The sequence below is a fragment of the Variovorax sp. GW821-FHT09A10 genome, from assembly GCF_059418385.1.
Genome location: NZ_JBWKPT010000005.1, coordinates 147,753 through 162,861 on the forward strand (window position 1 = coordinate 147,753; position 15,109 = coordinate 162,861).

General features: G+C 66.3%; 18 protein-coding genes. 15 read left to right on the forward strand and 3 right to left on the reverse strand.

What is annotated here, in order from left to right; all coding sequences use genetic code 11:
* The first annotated feature begins 80 nt into the window (after positions 1 to 80).
* The 11 genes from AC07Q9_RS20325 to AC07Q9_RS20375 all read left to right on the forward strand — a co-directional run bounded on the left by AC07Q9_RS20325 (position 81) and on the right by AC07Q9_RS20375 (position 10,385).
* Positions 81 to 899 (forward strand): ABC transporter ATP-binding protein, encoded by an 819-nt coding sequence (locus AC07Q9_RS20325; protein WP_390348494.1) that lies wholly within the window; start codon positions 81 to 83, stop codon positions 897 to 899.
* Positions 896 to 1,615, forward strand: coding sequence for an ABC transporter ATP-binding protein (locus tag AC07Q9_RS20330; protein ID WP_495311596.1), 720 nt, complete (start codon positions 896 to 898; stop codon positions 1,613 to 1,615). Before AC07Q9_RS20325 ends, AC07Q9_RS20330 begins: the two co-directional genes overlap by 4 nt.
* Positions 1,616 to 1,628: 13 nt before the next feature.
* Positions 1,629 to 2,501 (forward strand): branched-chain amino acid ABC transporter permease, encoded by an 873-nt coding sequence (locus AC07Q9_RS20335; RefSeq protein ID WP_056577629.1) that lies wholly within the window; start codon positions 1,629 to 1,631, stop codon positions 2,499 to 2,501.
* A gap of 100 nt (positions 2,502 to 2,601) precedes the next feature.
* On the forward strand, positions 2,602 to 3,534 hold the full coding sequence (locus AC07Q9_RS20340) for a branched-chain amino acid ABC transporter permease (protein ID WP_307696475.1): 933 nt from the start codon (positions 2,602 to 2,604) through the stop codon (positions 3,532 to 3,534).
* Positions 3,524 to 4,540, forward strand: a complete 1,017-nt coding sequence (locus AC07Q9_RS20345; protein WP_495311597.1) for a phosphotransferase family protein — start codon at positions 3,524 to 3,526, stop codon at positions 4,538 to 4,540. Before AC07Q9_RS20340 ends, AC07Q9_RS20345 begins: the two co-directional genes overlap by 11 nt.
* Positions 4,540 to 4,914, forward strand: coding sequence for a DUF6285 domain-containing protein (locus AC07Q9_RS20350; protein WP_495311598.1), 375 nt, complete (start codon positions 4,540 to 4,542; stop codon positions 4,912 to 4,914). The genes AC07Q9_RS20345 and AC07Q9_RS20350 overlap by 1 nt, the downstream gene beginning before the upstream one ends.
* 3 nt (positions 4,915 to 4,917) lie before the next feature.
* Positions 4,918 to 6,204, forward strand: a complete 1,287-nt coding sequence (locus tag AC07Q9_RS20355) for an acyl-CoA dehydrogenase family protein (RefSeq protein ID WP_495311599.1) — start codon at positions 4,918 to 4,920, stop codon at positions 6,202 to 6,204.
* A gap of 70 nt (positions 6,205 to 6,274) precedes the next feature.
* On the forward strand, positions 6,275 to 7,492 hold the full coding sequence (locus AC07Q9_RS20360; protein WP_495311600.1) for an ABC transporter substrate-binding protein: 1,218 nt from the start codon (positions 6,275 to 6,277) through the stop codon (positions 7,490 to 7,492).
* A 36-nt stretch (positions 7,493 to 7,528) separates the two neighbouring features.
* Complete coding sequence (locus AC07Q9_RS20365; RefSeq protein ID WP_495311602.1) at positions 7,529 to 8,338, forward strand: enoyl-CoA hydratase-related protein; 810 nt, start codon at positions 7,529 to 7,531, stop codon at positions 8,336 to 8,338.
* Complete coding sequence (locus tag AC07Q9_RS20370) at positions 8,335 to 9,366, forward strand: phosphotransferase family protein (RefSeq protein WP_495311604.1); 1,032 nt, start codon at positions 8,335 to 8,337, stop codon at positions 9,364 to 9,366. The genes AC07Q9_RS20365 and AC07Q9_RS20370 overlap by 4 nt, the downstream gene beginning before the upstream one ends.
* A gap of 62 nt (positions 9,367 to 9,428) precedes the next feature.
* Complete coding sequence (locus tag AC07Q9_RS20375) at positions 9,429 to 10,385, forward strand: WG repeat-containing protein (protein ID WP_495311606.1); 957 nt, start codon at positions 9,429 to 9,431, stop codon at positions 10,383 to 10,385.
* Between the two features lie 34 nt (positions 10,386 to 10,419).
* Here the strand turns inward: AC07Q9_RS20375 and AC07Q9_RS20380 are convergent, their stop codons facing one another.
* Complete coding sequence (locus AC07Q9_RS20380; protein WP_495311608.1) at positions 10,420 to 10,812, reverse strand: VOC family protein; 393 nt, start codon at positions 10,810 to 10,812, stop codon at positions 10,420 to 10,422.
* Between the two features lie 21 nt (positions 10,813 to 10,833).
* Positions 10,834 to 11,283, reverse strand: a complete 450-nt coding sequence (locus tag AC07Q9_RS20385) for a helix-turn-helix domain-containing protein (protein ID WP_495311611.1) — start codon at positions 11,281 to 11,283, stop codon at positions 10,834 to 10,836.
* A gap of 305 nt (positions 11,284 to 11,588) precedes the next feature.
* On the opposite strand from AC07Q9_RS20385, the gene AC07Q9_RS20390 reads away from it, so the two are divergent.
* Together AC07Q9_RS20390 and AC07Q9_RS20395 are read left to right on the forward strand one after the other, a co-directional pair.
* Positions 11,589 to 12,599: a hypothetical protein gene (locus AC07Q9_RS20390; protein ID WP_495311613.1), complete on the forward strand. Its 1,011-nt coding sequence runs from the start codon at positions 11,589 to 11,591 to the stop codon at positions 12,597 to 12,599.
* On the forward strand, positions 12,596 to 13,630 hold the full coding sequence (locus tag AC07Q9_RS20395) for a hypothetical protein (RefSeq protein WP_495311615.1): 1,035 nt from the start codon (positions 12,596 to 12,598) through the stop codon (positions 13,628 to 13,630). Before AC07Q9_RS20390 ends, AC07Q9_RS20395 begins: the two co-directional genes overlap by 4 nt.
* Positions 13,631 to 13,687: 57 nt before the next feature.
* Here AC07Q9_RS20395 and AC07Q9_RS20400 read toward each other — a convergent pair whose 3' ends face one another.
* Positions 13,688 to 14,083, reverse strand: coding sequence for a GatB/YqeY domain-containing protein (locus tag AC07Q9_RS20400; protein WP_495311617.1), 396 nt, complete (start codon positions 14,081 to 14,083; stop codon positions 13,688 to 13,690).
* A 337-nt stretch (positions 14,084 to 14,420) separates the two neighbouring features.
* Here AC07Q9_RS20400 and AC07Q9_RS20405 point away from each other — a divergent pair, with 337 nt between their 5' ends.
* Together AC07Q9_RS20405 and AC07Q9_RS20410 are read left to right on the forward strand one after the other, a co-directional pair.
* Positions 14,421 to 14,696, forward strand: a complete 276-nt coding sequence (locus tag AC07Q9_RS20405) for a hypothetical protein (RefSeq protein ID WP_495311619.1) — start codon at positions 14,421 to 14,423, stop codon at positions 14,694 to 14,696.
* A 163-nt stretch (positions 14,697 to 14,859) separates the two neighbouring features.
* On the forward strand, positions 14,860 to 15,087 hold the full coding sequence (locus AC07Q9_RS20410) for a hypothetical protein (RefSeq protein WP_062475204.1): 228 nt from the start codon (positions 14,860 to 14,862) through the stop codon (positions 15,085 to 15,087).
* Positions 15,088 to 15,109: the final 22 nt, after the last annotated feature.

A 15,109-nucleotide genomic window follows, 5' to 3' on the forward strand; every position in this document is an offset into this window, starting at 1 on the left:
GGCCCTCGCGCCGCCAACCTGGCAGCGCCCGCGGGGGCGGCGCTGACCTTTTCCGTTCCCTCACAAAAAGAGATCGACGCATGATTCATGACACCGATCGCGGAGACAAGAAGAACACCCCCCTGTTGCGCATCGACGCGGTGTCGGTGCGCTTCGGCGGCATCGTGGCGCTCGACGGCGTCTCGTTCGACGTGCGGCGGGGCCAGATCTGCGGCCTCATCGGGCCGAACGGGGCGGGCAAGAGCACGCTGTTCAACTGTCTCTCGCGCCTGTACGAGTGCAGCGCCGGCCGCATCGAGTTCGACGGCCACCCGCTCACGCGCCTGCCGCGCCACCGCATGGCGGGCCTGGGCATTGGGCGCACCTTCCAGAACCTGGCGCTGTTTCGCACGATGACCGTGCGCGACAACGTGCTCGTGGGCTGCCACAGCAAGCACCACGCAGGCTTCCTGCGCAACGCCTTCCGGCTGCCCGGCGTGGCGGCCATCGAGTCGCAGGCGCGGGCGCGGGCCGACCAGCTGATCCACTTTCTCGACCTCGAGGCCGTGGCCGAACGCGAAGTGGCCGACCTGCCGTTCGGCACGCAAAAGCGCGTCGAGCTGGCACGCGCACTGGCGGCCGAGCCGCAGCTGCTGCTGCTCGACGAGCCGGCCTGCGGCCTGAACCACGAAGAACTCGAAAGCCTGGGCACGTTGATCCGCGACATCCGCGACCGCCTGAACGTGACGGTGCTGCTGGTCGAACACCACATGAGCCTCGTGATGGGCGTGTCGGACAAGGTGGTGGCGCTCAACTTCGGCAAGAAGATCGCCGAGGGCACGCCGGCCGAGGTGCGTGCGCACCCCGAGGTGATCCGCGCCTACCTGGGCGAGGAAGCAGAAGCGGAGGCGATGGCATGACGACGAACATCCTCGAGGTGCGCGGGCTGCATGCGGCGTACGGCCCGACGCGCGTGCTGCAAGGCATCGACCTCGACATTCCCACCGGCCAGGTCGTGGCGCTGCTGGGCGCCAACGGCGCCGGCAAGACCACCACGCTGCGCGCGCTGTGCCAGATGATGGTGAGCACCGAGGGCCGCATCATGCTGGCTGGCCAGCGCATCGACGGCCGCTCCACCGAGCAGATCGCCAAGGCCGGCGTGGGCCACGTGCCCGACGGGCGCGGCACCTTCCTGGGCCTCACGACCGAGGAGAACCTGCGGCTGGGCGCGTACGCCCGCGCGAGCAGGGACGGCATCGATGCCGACATGGAGCGCGTGTTCGACTACTTCCCGCGCCTGCGCGAGCGCCATGCCCAGCAGGCCGGCACGCTGTCGGGCGGCGAGCAGCAGATGCTGGCCATCGGCCGCGCGCTCATGGGCAAGCCGCGCCTGCTGCTGCTCGATGAGCCCTCCTTCGGTCTCGCGCCGCTCATCGTGAAGGACATCTTCTCGATCATGCGGCGCATCAACAAGGAAGAGCGCGTGTCGATCCTGCTGGTGGAGCAGAACGCCAAGCTCGCGCTCGACCTGGCCGACTCGGCCTACCTCCTGGAAACCGGCCGCATCGTGCTCTCGGGCACGGCCGCCGAGATCCGCCGCAACGACGCAGTCCGTAAAGCCTATTTGGGCGAATAGGGGCCTCACACCGATGAACGCATTCCTGCACCAACTGCTGGCGGGCCTGGCCACCGGCGGCATCTACGCCAGCGTTGCGCTGGCGCTGGTGATGATCTACCAGGCCACGCACCACATCAACTTCGCGCAAGGCGAGATGGCGATGTTCTCGACCTTCATCGCCTGGAGCCTCATGCAGGCCGGCCTGCCGTACTGGGCCGCCTTCGTCGCGACGGTGGCCTTGTCCTTCGTGCTCGCGGCCGTGGTGGAGTTCACCGTCATCCGGCCCATGCACGACAAGCCCGCGCTGTCGGTGGTGGTGGTGTTCATCGGCCTCCTGGTGATCTTCCACAGCCTGGCGGGCTGGCTCTTCGGCTACACCATCAAGCAGTTCCCGAGCCCGTTCCCGTCGGACGCGTGGTTCGGCAGCGCCATGATGTCGGCGCACGAGATGGGCGCCATCGGCGTCACGCTGCTGGTGGTGCTGCTGCTGTTCGCGTTCTTCCGCTTCACGCCGCTGGGCCTGGCGATGCGCGCCGCGGCGCAGAACGCGGCCTCGTCGCGGCTGGTGGGCATCAACGTCGGTCGCATGCTCATGCTGGGCTGGGGCCTGGCCGGCGCCATCGGCGCGGTGGCCGGGATGATGGTCGCGCCCGTGGTCTTCCTCGACCCGCACATGATGACCGGCGTGCTGCTCTACGCCTTTGCCGGTGCGCTCATCGGCGGCATCGACAGCCCCGTGGGCGCGGTGCTCGGCGGCTTCATCGTCGGCGTGCTCGAGAACCTCATCGGCACCTACGTGGTGGGCACCGAACTCAAGCTGTCGGTGGCGCTGGTGCTGATCGTCGGCGTGCTCATCGTCAAGCCTTCCGGCCTCATGGGCCGCAAGTTGGTCACCCGGGTCTGATCGCATGAACTCCCCCCAAGCTTCCTCCCTGCCGACCGCCATGGCACCGCTCGCCGGGTCCGCCGATGCACGAGCTACCAAGCCCTCGCGCTCCCCGCTCATGTGGGTCGGCCTGCTGATCGTGCTGGCCATCGGCATCACCTTCGTGGCGCGCGGCTACCAGCTGTTCCAGGCGACGATGGTGATCTCGTATGCCATTGCGCTCTTGGGCCTGAACATCCTCACGGGCTACAACGGGCAGATCTCGCTGGGCCACGGCGCCTTCTATGCCATTGGGGCCTACACCACCGGCATCCTCATGGAGCACGCGGGCGTGCCGTACTGGCTCACGGTGCCGGCGGCGGCCGTGGTGTGCCTGATCGTCGGCTACCTGTTCGGTCGGCCCGCGCTCAAGCTCGAAGGGTTGTACCTGGCGCTGGCCACCTTCGCGCTCGGCGTGGCGATGCCGCAGCTGCTCAAGTACAAGCACCTCGAGGCCTGGACCGGCGGCGTGCAGGGCATCGTGCTCATGAAGCCCGCCGCGCCCTTCGGCCTGCCGCTGAACGAAGACCAGTGGCTCTACCTGTTCTCGCTGTTCGTCGCGGTCGTGATGTTCTTCATTGCCCACAACCTGCTGCAAAGCGGCAGCGGCCGGGCCATGCGCGCCATCCGCGACCACGCCATGGCCTCCGAGGCGATGGGCGTGGACAACAGCCACTACAAGGCCATGACCTTCGGCGTGTCGGCCGCGTACACCGGCGTGGGCGGTGCGCTGTCGGCCATTGCGGTGCAGTTCGTGGCGCCCGATTCGTTCACGCTGTTCCTGTCGATCTCGCTGCTGGTGGGCATCGTGGTGGGCGGCGTGGGCACGCTGTACGGCGCGATCTTCGGCGCCATCTTCATCATGTTCGTGCCCTCGCTGGCCGAGAAGGTCTCCAAGGCCGCGCCCTGGGCGGTGTACGGCGTGGTGCTGATCGCCTTCATGTTCGCGATGCCCGGCGGCGTGGTCGGGCTGCTGCGCAAGCTCCAGGCACGCTTCGCCCGTGCACGATGACGCGACACTGATCGCGAACGCACTGCAGCGGGTGGCCGGGCGGCTCGTGCCCGATGGTCATGCGGTGCAGGCCGTGCGCCGGCTCTCGGGCGGCGCCAGCCAGCAGACCTGGGCTTTCGATGTAACGACGACCGGCGCGGGCCATGCCCATCCGCTGGTGCTGCGCCGCGCGGCCGATGCCAGCGGCGCGCGCGCCCTGGGCACCGCGGGCCTCGCGGCCGAGGCGAAGCTCATCGAGGCCGCACGCGCAGGCGGCGTGCCCGTGCCCGGCGTGCGCCATGTGCTGCAGCCGGCCGACGCGCTCGGCGAAGGCTTCGTCATGGACCGCATCGAGGGCGAGACCCTGGGCCGCCGCATCGTGCGCGACGAACGCCTGGCCGGCGCGCGCCGCGTGCTGGCGCGCCAGTGCGGCGCGGCCATGGCGCGCATCCACCGCCTGCCCGCGCACCAGCTGCCGCCGCTGCGCACGGCCGCCGCGCGGGCCGAGCTCGACTTCCAGCTCGGCCTGCACCGCAGCCACGGCACCGCGTGCCCCGTGTTCGAACTCGCCTTCCGCTGGCTGCGCGAAAACGCACCAACCGACGTGCCCGCACCGGTGCTCGTGCACGGCGACTTCCGCAACGGCAACCTGATGGTCGGCGAGGAGGGCCTGCGCGCCGTGCTCGACTGGGAGCTCGCGCACCTCGGCGATCCGATGGAAGACCTCGGCTGGATGTGCGTGCGCTCCTGGCGCTTTGGCCACGGCGCGCTGCCCGTGGGCGGCTTCGGCACGCGCGAGCAGCTCTTCGAGGGCTACACGGCCGAGGGCGGGCAGGTCGATGCCGATCGCGTGCGCTGGTGGGAGGTGCTGGGCACGCTCAAGTGGGGCATCGTCTGCGAAGCCATGGTGCATGCCTGGCTCAGCGGGCGCGAGCGCGATGTCGAGAAGGCCGCCATCGGCCGCCGCGCGTCGGAGGCCGAGTCGGACCTGCTGGCGCTGCTCACCCCCGAGGAAGAGGCCGCCTGATGCAGGACCGTCCCGACGTCGCCGAGCTGCTCGAGGCCGTCGCCGCCTTTCTGCGCGAGCAGGTGGTGCCTGCCACCGAAGGGCAGGTCGCGTTCCACGCGCGCGTGGCGGCGAACACGCTCGACATCGCGCGGCGCGAAGTGCAACTCGGCCCCGTCGCGCAGGCCAGCGAACTGACGCGGCTGCACACGCTGCTGGGCCCCGGCGCACCCGCCGACCTGGCCGAAGCCAACCGCCTGCTCTGCACTCGCATCGCCACAGGCGAACTCGACGCCGCCACCCCCGGCCTGATCGATCACCTGCGCCAGACCACGCGCGACAAGCTCGCCATCGACCAGCCCGGCTATGCCGCCGGCACGAAGAAGAAAGACTGAGCCATGGACTTCGACCTGCCCCGCGACCTCGTCGACTATCTTGAGGAACTCGACGCCTTCATCGATCGCGAGATCGCACCGCTGCAGGCGCAGGACGACAACGAGCGCTTCTTCGACCACCGCCGCGAATGGGCCCGCACCGACTTCGAGAACGGCGGCCTGCCGCGTCCCGAGTGGGAGGCGCTGCTGGCCGAGGCGCGCCACCGCGCCGACCGCGCGGGCCACCTGCGCTTTGCATTGCCCGCCGAATTCGGTGGGCGCGACGGCAGCAACCTCTGGATGGCCGTGATCCGCGAGCACTTTGCGGCGCGCGGCCTGGGCCTGCACAACGACCTGCAGAACGAGCATTCGATCGTCGCCAACAACCCCTTCGTGCTCGCCATTCGCGACTTCGGCACGCCCGCGCAGTGCGACGAACTCATCCAGGGCATGCTCGACGAACGTGTGCGCCTGACCTTCGGCCTCACCGAACCGCAGCACGGCTCCGACGCCACCCACATGGCAACCCGCGCCGTGCCCGAGGTGCGCCACGGCCGCGCCGGCTTTCGCATCGACGGCGAAAAGATGTGGACCACCGGCATGCACACCGCCACGCACTGCGTGCTTTTCGCACGCACGAGCGGGCGCGACGGCGACGCGCGCGGCATCAGCGCCTTGCTCGTGCCCGCGCAGGCCGAGGGCGTGAAGATCGAGGAGTACCTCTGGACCTTCAACATGCCCACCGACCACCCGCGCGTGAGCTTCACGAACGTGTGGGTGCCCGAAGACGCCGTGCTCGGCCCGCTCGACGGCGGCCTGGCCATTGCCCAGCACTTCGTGCACGAGAACCGCATCCGCCAGGCCGCGTCGAGCCTGGGCGCCGCCGACTACTGCGTGCGCGAGAGCGTGAAGTACGCGCGCGAGCGCAAGCCCTTCGGCGAGGAACTGGCGCGCAACCAGGGCATCCAGTTTCCGCTGGTCGAGCTGGCCACGCAGGTCGAGATGCTGCGCCTGTTGATCCGCAAGACCGCGTGGCAGATGGACCAGATGCCCAAGCCGCAGGTCGAGAAGCAGCTGTCCGACAAGGTCTCGATGTGCAACTACTGGGCCAACCGCCTGGTGTGCGAGGCCGCCGACCGCGCGATGCAGGTGCACGGCGGCATCGGCTACTCGCGCCACAAGCCCTTCGAACACATCTACCGCCACCACCGCCGCTACCGCATCACCGAGGGCTCCGAAGAGATCCAGATGCGCAAGGTGGCGGGCCACCTCTTCGGCTACATGGGGCCGAACCGGGCCACCTCCGCCTGAACCGCTTTCCGACGACGACTGACGACGCAGGCCACCCGGCCACTCAGCAACACAGAAGGAGACACGCGACATGGTTCATCCGCTTTCCCGCCGCACGGCTTTGGCCGCCGGCCTTGCCACGCTCTGCATCAGCCTGCCGGCCCTGGCCCAGAAGAAGCCCGAAGCCGGCGTGAGCGACGCCGAGATCGTGCTGGGCATGCCCATGCCGCTGTCGGGGCCCGTGTCGGGCTACTCGGTGGTCGGCAAGGTGGCCGAGGCCTACTTCAAGAAACTCAACGAGCAGGGCGGTATCCACGGGCGCAAGGTGCGCCTGTTGATCTACGACGACCAGTACTCGCCGCCCAAGACCGTCGAGGTGGCGCGCCGCCTCGTCGAGGAAGACCAGGTGCTCGCCATTTTCGGCAACCTGGGCACCGCGCCCAACATGGCCATCCAGCGCTACATGAACGCCAAGAAGGTGCCGCAGCTGTTCGTGCAGTCGGGCGCCGCGCAGTTCGACGACGCTGCCAAGTACCCGTGGACCGTGCCCTTTCTCGGCAGCTACCAGGGCGAGGGCCGCGTGTTCGCGCGCCACATCATCGAGAACCGCCCCGACGCCAAGATCGCCGTGCTCATGCAGAACGACGACCTCGGACGCGAGGTTCTCAAGGGCCTGCAGGAAGGCCTGTCGAAGCAGGGCAAGGCCAAGATCGTGGCGCAGGCCACCTTTGAAGTGACCGACCCCACCGTCGATTCGCAGGTGGTGCAGCTCAAGTCGTCGGGTGCCGACGTGCTCGTGATGGCCGCCACCGCGCGCACCGCCGCGCAGGCCATCCGCAAGGTCGCCGACGTGGGCTGGACGCCCGACCGCTACCTCAACTTTGCCGCCGCCTCCGTGAAGATGGCCTTCGAGCCCGCGGGCGCCGACAAGGCCAAGGGCGTGGTCGCGCTCGCCGTCTACAAGGAGCCCATGAGCCCGCGCTGGAGCCGCGACCCCGAGGTGCTCGAGTACCTAGAGCTGCTCAAGACCCACGCCAGCGGCGTCGACCCGAGCAACGGCAGCGGCGTGTCGGGCTACATCGTGGCGCAGCTCATGGCGCATGTGTTGCGCGAGGCCGGCGCCAACCCCACGCGCGAAAGCGTGCGCGTGGCCGCCAGCACCCTCAAGAGCCCGCGCATCTCGATGCTGCTGCCCGGCGTGACCATGGCCAATTCGGCCGCTGACCTGCACGCGTACGCCTCCATGCAGCCCGTGCGCTTCAACGGCGTGGACCTCGACCCGGTCGGGCCCGCGCTGAACATGAAGTGAACGCCTTTACCTACTCACGCCCTTCGGAGCCCACTCATGAGCCAGCCTGACGACCAGGACCCCCTTCTGTACGAGCGCGACGGCGACGTCGCCATCCTCAGCTTCAACATTCCCAAGCGGCTCAACCCGCTCACCGTGCCGCTGCAGGAGGCCTTGCGCCAGCGGCTCGCGCAGCTGCGCGACGAAGGCGAGGTGCGCGCCGTGGTGCTCACCGGCGTCGGCAAATCGTTCTGCGTGGGCGCAGACCTGGGCAGCATGGACGCCAGCGCGCCCGGCAGCCTGGGCCAGCGCACGGCCGACGCGATGGAGGCGCTGTCGAACCGCCTCATCGAAGACCTGCGCAGCATGCCCTTCCCCGTGGTGAGCGCCATCAACGGCCCCGCCGCGGGCGCCGGCGTGGGCGTGGCGCTGGCCGCCGACGTCGTGCTGGTCGCGCGATCGGCCTACTTCTACCTGCCCTTCATGCCGCGCCTGGGCATCGTGCCCGACCTGGGCACCACCTGGTTCCTCGAACGGCTCGTGGGCCGCGCGCGCGCCGTCGGCATGTCGCTGCTCGGCGAACGCCTGTCGGGTGAACAGGCCGCGCAATGGGGCCTCGTGTGGGCCTGCGTGGACGACGCCGAACTGCGCGCCCAGGCCGTGGCCGTTGCGCAGCGGCTCGCGCGCCTGCCCGCGCACGCGGCACACGAGATCCGCGCCGTGTACGAATCGGCCGCGGGCCAGTCGCTCGTCGGCCAGATGCGCCACGAGGCCGAGCGCCAGCGCGAGCTGATCGACCGGCCCGACTTCGCCGAAGGCGTGAAAGCCTTCCTGGAGAAACGCGAGCCCGTGTTCCGCCGGCCATGAGCGCAGCTGCAGACGCCACCCCAGCAGGCATCGAGTTCGACGCCGACCGCCTGCAGCGCCACCTGCGGCAGGCGCTGCCCGAGCTCGAAGGCCCGATGCGCCTGGCGCGCATCGGCGGCGGGCAGTCGAACCCCACCTTCTTCGTCGACTTCGACAACCGCGCGCTGGTGCTGCGCAAGCAGCCGCCCGGCGAACTGCTGCCCTCGGCCCACGCGGTCGACCGCGAGTACCGCGTGCTGCGCGCCCTGGCCGCCACCGACGTGCCCGTGCCGCGCACCGTGCTGTACTGCGACGACCGCGCCGTGGCGGGCACGCCCTTCTATGTGATGGAGAAGCTCGTAGGCCGCGTGCTGTCGAACTACGCGCTGCCCGGCATCGCGCCCGCCGAGCGCCGCGCCTCCTACTTTGCGATGGCCGAGACCCTGGCGCGCCTGCACGCGGTGGACCTTGCCGCCGTCGGCCTCACCGACTACGGCCGCCCCGGCAACTTCTTCCAGCGCCAGATCGCCCGCTGGACCCGGCAGTGGGAGGCGTCGCGCACCCGCGAAGACGCGAACATCGACCGCCTCATCGCCTGGCTGCCCGCGAACTTGCCACCGGGCGACCAGACCACCATCGCGCACGGCGACTTCCGTTTCGGCAACCTCATGTTCCACCCCACCGAGCCGCGCGTGATCGCCGTGCTCGACTGGGAGCTGTCGACCTTGGGCCACCCGCTGGCCGACGTGGCCTACAACTGCATGGCCTGGCACACCGGCGCCGACGAGTTCGAAGGCATGCAGGGCATCGACCTCGCGGCCGAAGGCATTCCCACGCAGGCTGAGTACATCGCCCACTACCAGCAGGCCGGCGGCTGCGCCGAGCCGGTGACCAACTTCCACCTGGCGTTCTCGCTGTTCCGCTTCGCCGTGATCCTCGAAGGCATCGCGGCGCGCGCGAAGAGCGGCAGCGCGGCGGCGGCCGATGCGGTGCAGGTGGGCGCGCAGGCCGCGGGGGTTGCGCGGCGGGCGGTGGCGTTGATCGACTAGAAATCTGCGCCTGAGAAGCCTCCGTATCATTTCGACTGTCCCTCGGTACAGCGAAAGAGACCATGCTTCTCATCAGATCCGCTACGAGCGGCCTCTTCGGATTTATCGATCTCGGAGGGGAGGTCGTTGTTCCTCCGCAGTTCCATGACGTCGGGCCTTTTGCCACGAATGGCCTTGCGGTTGCGCGATTGGATCTCGAAAGCGAAACGGGCCTCGGGTTCATCGATCGAACGGGTCGCACCGTGGTCGGCCCGTCGTTCCATCAGGCCGAAGATTTTTCCAACCAGGGCATCGCCAAGGTGATCCTCGACCGGGAACAGCTGTTTCAGCACGGCTTTGTGGACACCAAGGGCCGCAAGGTCTTCGCGTCGGTTTTTGAGTATGCCCGCTCGTTCGACGACTCGGGCCTCGCGACGATCCGCACACCGGAAGGCACCTGCGGATGCATCGATGTCCGAGGGGAACTGGTGGTTCCGACCCTCTACGACGGGATCGGTGCATTCGCCGTCAATGGTCTCGCCAAGGCCAGGCGCGCCGACTTCACAGGATTCATCGACGTCACCGGCAAGGAAGTGCTGCGCCCGGCATTCAAGACATTCGGTGAGTTCGATGCGTGCGGGCTGGCGACCTTCAAGGGAGGCAACCATCGCCATGGCTACATGGACGCGAGCGGTGAACCCCGAATTCCGGCCCGCTATGTGGAGGCTTCCGGCTTCGCCAGGAACGGACTGGCCAAAGTCCGCATCGGGGAGAAATGGGGCTTCATCGACACGGCCGGGAATGTGGCGATCGACCCCGTCTTCGACGACCTGTCGAGCTTCTGCTACGCGGGATTCGCCGTCTTTTTGCACACCAACAACAAATGGGGATGCATCGATGCCACGGGCGACGTGGTCATCGACCCCGTGTACGACGACATCGATCTGTCGTTCGATCCACAGGTGCTCGAGGTCGTGCGCGATGGCGTCCGTGGCTACATCACGAAGGCCGGCACGTGGATCGGCCGCTATGCCCGGTAGGCGCCGGCCAGCCGCTAGTGGGGCAGGGCGCCCGTCAGCCGCCGATGGGCGAGCACAGCTCGACCAGCGTGCCGTCGGGGCAACGCACGTACGAGACCACCTGCCCCCAGGGCTTGGTCACCGGCGCCGACAGCTGCGTGGCGCCGGCTGCGAGCGCGCGGCTGTGCGCGGCGGGCACGTCGGGCGTCACGAGGCCCAGCTCCATGCCCAGCGGTTGCGCGGATTCCGAGGCGGCGACATGCCCGCCCGGAAAGTTGGAATTGCCGAGCGCGTGCGCGGCGAACGCCAGCGTGGTCTCGCCAGTTTCGAGTTCGCCATAAGTGCCTGATTCATGCAGGAAGCGCGTGGGCAGTCCGAAGGCTTGCTCGAAGAACTTCAGCGACTCGGCGACGTCGGGAACGTAGACGATGGTGTAACCGAGTTTCATGGTGTGCGGCGGGTGACTTGCTTACTGCGCTTCCAGCCGCTCTGCAATCTCGCGCGCCCCGAGTTCCCGCACCGTGGCCAGTCGCTCCAGCTGCGCCGCACGCGGACGCGCCTTGCCTTGTTCCCAGTGATAGATCGTCTGGCCCGACACGCCAACCAACTGCCCATAGATCGCCGCGGACAGCCCGAGCTTGGCGCGGTGCGCGGCCAGCCGGTTGGCGCTGAAGCGGCGCTTGGGGCCGACTGCGTCGGCGTCGTTGCCGGCAGCACCGGCTGCGGCGGGTGCCTGACGCGCGGAGCCCTTGGCGACCTTGCGCAATTCCTTTTCGAGCGCGCTCACCTGACGGCGCAAGTCGGCAATCGATGCCCGGTGCGCGACGGAGGCCTTCTTGAGGGTTTCGATTTCCGCTCGCACTTCCTTGCGAGCGACACGGGAAATTTCGGCTTTGAGGATGGAGGCGATGTTTGGCATGGGGGGATTGTGCTCAATTTGGGGACACAAATGGAGGGGGCGCTCTGTAGGCGGAAGCCGTCGTTTGTAGGCAACAGGGGTTTGAGCCCCCAATTGGTCTCGGAACTTTTTCGCTAAACGCCGAATTCCATCGTGCCGATGGATGCTTGTCTGAGGCGTTTAACCAAGGCCGTGCCTATCTCGCAGAGAGGTTCCATGCGACGATTCGGAGCCGCGTTATCGGCCGGTATTGGACATTCGTCAAAAAATCAATTGGCGCCAATGGCGACTCCACGCACACACGGGCGCTGTTACAGGGAGCACACATGGTATTTACTTCCGGCATTCGAAAAGCTTTGCTTGGCGGATGCTTCTTGCTGGTCGGACTGACCGCTTTCGCTCAGCCTCAGCTGTATCGGAGCGTTCTGGATCTCAGCTACAAGGTCGGAACGCCCACCTTCCCCGTCGCTGCCTATCGAAATGTCAGCGTGGCGGAATTCAGGTCGATGGTGCGTAAGGCGTTTCAGAAGTCAGACTTCTCTTTCGTCGCCGTGGATGAGCAGAAGAAAAAATCGACGGTCTTCGAGTTCAAATTCAATGCGGATTCGAAGGTGCAGTTCGTTCCCACCGTTCTCGTATCCGCCGACGAGTTGCTCGACGGCAAGAAGAAGTGCAATCCATGCTTCTTGAGATTTGCCGAGATCAAGAATGCGCAAGAGGTCAAAGCGCTTCCCTGGATGGCCCAGTACGACCTGAGCGCGCGGCTCGTACCGGCCATCGACAACGCGTACGCGACGCTCGAATCCGTGGGGCGCGAACATGTCGACCCTGCGTTTCGGTTCAATTACAAGCGGCAATGGGAAGGGGAGCAGGCCCTGTTCGGTAACGCCTTCGTTGGCCTCAGTTTGCCCAGTCTCAAGGAAAACATTGTTCGCGCCTACCGGAGCGCCGGCTTTCTGCCCATTGAAAGCGAGGCCCCTTCAAAGGCGTCGGAGCTCACTCTGGCTTTCAGTTTTCCCGTCGATCCAGCCAAGGAGGGCGGTGTGGTCTACAAGGTGAAGATCCACAGCCAGTACGACGCTGACGGGCACTGCTACCCGTGCGAGGTCACCGAAGACTACGATCCGTACCAGCAGCTTCCCCCCGCAGGCTTGTCTGGCGTCATGAGCCGTGCAAGCCTCGAGCCGAGATTCACGGCGGCGCGAGATGGGGCATACGAAAGCATGCGTACCGACCTCGAGCGCTATCTGCGGCCTCGCTCCGTGTTTTCGGTGCCTCCCAAACAGGCGCCCCTCGGATCGCCACGGCCTCAGCGTGCTGCGATTGCCGTGACATGACCGTCCACGCGCAGCCTGCGTCGGGGAGCGGCACAAACACCGCGATGCGCCAGGAGCATTGGTTCATCTTTGGCAACCTGTTCGCAGCGCTGACGGCCGGCGCGCTGGCCTCGTGGTCCGCGCCGATGATGCTGGCCGTTCTCTATATCAACATATGGATGCTGGCGAACCCTCATCTGGTTGCGACCTACACGCGCATCGGCGCGATCTATTCGCGCCTTCGCCTGCGCTGGGTCCTGATCGTTGTCGCACCTCTCTTGATATTGGCGGCTTTGACGGTCATTGCGCTGGCCTATGAAGCGGCCGGGCTGCTCGCCCTGTATTTCGTGCTTCAGACGTTCCATGTTGCCCGCCAAAGCTATGGAATCGCCAGACGCCATGACCATCGGCTTCAGGTGCCTTATCGGAAGCTGCCATATTTGCTGCTCTATTTGTTTCCTGCGTGGGGGTACCTGCATCGCAGTGCGCAGGCGCCCCAAAACTTCCTGGGGTACCCCATCTGGTTTCCTCCCGTTCCGCAGGAGTTGGCCTTTGCGGTGGGCGTCGCAGCCATCGCCGGTGCATTGTTCTGGTTCGCTCACCTGATGATGCAGGCCAGGAGCGAGAAGCCGGCGAATGAGCCCTTCAACAGCTTCGTGCTCTCGCACCTGGTGATTTCGTTGGTTGGCTATGTCTGGATCAGCGACATCACGGTGGGCTGGTTGGTAGTCAACGTCTGGCACAACATTCAGTACCTGATATTCGTGTATCGCCAACGGCGAACCGAAGTCATGACGGGACAAAGCAGTGAAGAATCAGACAGTGCTTCGGTGCGTCGCAAGTCGTTGGTTGAGGTTCTGAAATCGCCAGCGACATTTTTTCTGACGTGTTCTATCGGGGGAGCTGCTTTGTTTCTGGCCGCCGATCATGTGGGAGAGAGCCTTCTTTGGCTGGGACTTCCAACCATTCTTATTGCGCACTTCGTCCTGAACTTCCATCACTACTTGGCGGACGCCGTGATATGGAGGCGGCGCGGTGCTGGCAAGCCTTAAGAGGTCAACGCTGATTGACGTGGCTTGCCTCGCCTCACTCACGTCCGGCGCCTGACCTCACCGCTCACCAGCAGCGGCGTTTCCGTCACGATCGGTTGAAAGGGCCTGTGGGGTGCGCTCACCGGTTCCCATGTAGCGCTCGATCGCAGCTTTCTGCGCACGCAAGAGGGCCGCTTCATCGCCATTCCCAAGGCGCTCATGCTCTTGGGCCGCCAAAGACCAGGCGCCTATCTCGGCGCCGATGATCTCCTGGCAATCCATGTCCGAAAGCTCTCTTCTGGGAACGTCGCCATTCAGACCGAAGACTGGAACGGGGACCGTGCTTGCCGGAACGGCCGAAGCGTTGTCCAGCGCGGAAAGAACGGATCGCAATGCCGAGATTGCGACGGAATCTTTCGCCTTCATTGCCAGGAGCAGATCGCCACTCAACTGCCGTCGCAGAGGCGTTGTCATGTCTTTCATTTCGTAGATGTCCCTGCATGTCGTTTGCACGGATCGCCCGATGACGGCGCGAAGAGGTGCGGCCAAGTCGCTTGCAACAAGTTCACAGCATCGACGGGCGGTCGCTCAGGCGCATTTTGCCCTCCGCCTCCGTCCCGAAATTCCGGTGGGTGAAGCCGGGAAGGATGAAGAAAAAAGGCCCTGCGCGGGTCCGCGATACCGGGATACCCGGAGTGGCAGGAAACGCTACCTCCCGGATAACACGCCGGGATCATCGCCATGCTCGGAACAATCGCGCTGATTAGCTTCGCGCGATTCAAGCGCGGGTTTCACTATGGCCAGTCCACCGATGCACGGAACTCCGCATCTACTTGCGATTCTTCGAAGAGAGCTTGCCACCGCCGGTTTCACCCTCGGCGACGTAGCGAGTGCGCTCGGCACATCAGAACGGCGTGCCGCAACCTTGATGGCGAACGGGACCATGAAACTGCGGGATATCGACAAGCTTGTCGAACTGCTTCACCTGGACTTCGATGAAATCCTGAGCGAAGTGGGCTATCCCCGGCCCGTCGGCGCGCCGCTGGGTCTTTCAGCCTCCGTTTCGAGCCGATTCGAAGAGGGATGAATCGCGCGAGGCGCTCATTGCACACCGCTTCCACCAAGAGCTGCACGCAGTGATTGGCAGGTGGGGCGAGGGTGGATTCGCAGACCTGTCGACCTATCATCCGGCCCTGCTGAACCTCAACCCGCAGCGCACGGCAGCGTCATCTTCCATCCGCAGAGCAGACATGAACAACGAGAAATGGGAAACCACCATCCTGAGCGACACAGCGCACGAGCACCTCGTCGCAGAGCTGAGTTTCGATGGTCAGTTCTTGTTGCTGCTCGACCGCGAGGAAGGCCGGGACCAGCTCTGCGTTGCGTTCCCCGCGAAGGACGGAAGCCTGGGCTCACGTATTCCTCTTCCTGACTTCATTGCGCAGTTGAACGCCGCGGCAGCCGACCTGCGCCGTTAGCGCACGACGGTGCCGCACCACC

What these genes read in the sequence shown, in the direction of transcription:
- AC07Q9_RS20330 (WP_495311596.1), top strand. Translation starts at nt 896, where the DNA reads ATGACGACGAACATCCTCGAGGTGCGCGGGCTGCATGCGGCGTACGGC.
- AC07Q9_RS20365 (WP_495311602.1), top strand. Translation starts at nt 7,529, where the DNA reads ATGAGCCAGCCTGACGACCAGGACCCCCTTCTGTACGAGCGCGACGGC.
- AC07Q9_RS20380 (WP_495311608.1), bottom strand. Translation starts at nt 10,812, where the DNA reads ATGAAACTCGGTTACACCATCGTCTACGTTCCCGACGTCGCCGAGTCG.
- AC07Q9_RS20355 (WP_495311599.1), top strand. Translation starts at nt 4,918, where the DNA reads ATGGACTTCGACCTGCCCCGCGACCTCGTCGACTATCTTGAGGAACTC.
- AC07Q9_RS20395 (WP_495311615.1), top strand. Translation starts at nt 12,596, where the DNA reads ATGACCGTCCACGCGCAGCCTGCGTCGGGGAGCGGCACAAACACCGCG.
- AC07Q9_RS20410 (WP_062475204.1), top strand. Translation starts at nt 14,860, where the DNA reads ATGAACAACGAGAAATGGGAAACCACCATCCTGAGCGACACAGCGCAC.
- AC07Q9_RS20350 (WP_495311598.1), top strand. Translation starts at nt 4,540, where the DNA reads ATGCAGGACCGTCCCGACGTCGCCGAGCTGCTCGAGGCCGTCGCCGCC.
- AC07Q9_RS20335 (WP_056577629.1), top strand. Translation starts at nt 1,629, where the DNA reads ATGAACGCATTCCTGCACCAACTGCTGGCGGGCCTGGCCACCGGCGGC.
- AC07Q9_RS20360 (WP_495311600.1), top strand. Translation starts at nt 6,275, where the DNA reads ATGGTTCATCCGCTTTCCCGCCGCACGGCTTTGGCCGCCGGCCTTGCC.
- AC07Q9_RS20340 (WP_307696475.1), top strand. Translation starts at nt 2,602, where the DNA reads ATGTGGGTCGGCCTGCTGATCGTGCTGGCCATCGGCATCACCTTCGTG.
- AC07Q9_RS20370 (WP_495311604.1), top strand. Translation starts at nt 8,335, where the DNA reads ATGAGCGCAGCTGCAGACGCCACCCCAGCAGGCATCGAGTTCGACGCC.
- AC07Q9_RS20375 (WP_495311606.1), top strand. Translation starts at nt 9,429, where the DNA reads ATGCTTCTCATCAGATCCGCTACGAGCGGCCTCTTCGGATTTATCGAT.
- AC07Q9_RS20400 (WP_495311617.1), bottom strand. Translation starts at nt 14,083, where the DNA reads ATGACAACGCCTCTGCGACGGCAGTTGAGTGGCGATCTGCTCCTGGCA.
- AC07Q9_RS20405 (WP_495311619.1), top strand. Translation starts at nt 14,421, where the DNA reads ATGCACGGAACTCCGCATCTACTTGCGATTCTTCGAAGAGAGCTTGCC.
- AC07Q9_RS20390 (WP_495311613.1), top strand. Translation starts at nt 11,589, where the DNA reads ATGGTATTTACTTCCGGCATTCGAAAAGCTTTGCTTGGCGGATGCTTC.
- AC07Q9_RS20385 (WP_495311611.1), bottom strand. Translation starts at nt 11,283, where the DNA reads ATGCCAAACATCGCCTCCATCCTCAAAGCCGAAATTTCCCGTGTCGCT.
- AC07Q9_RS20325 (WP_390348494.1), top strand. Translation starts at nt 81, where the DNA reads ATGATTCATGACACCGATCGCGGAGACAAGAAGAACACCCCCCTGTTG.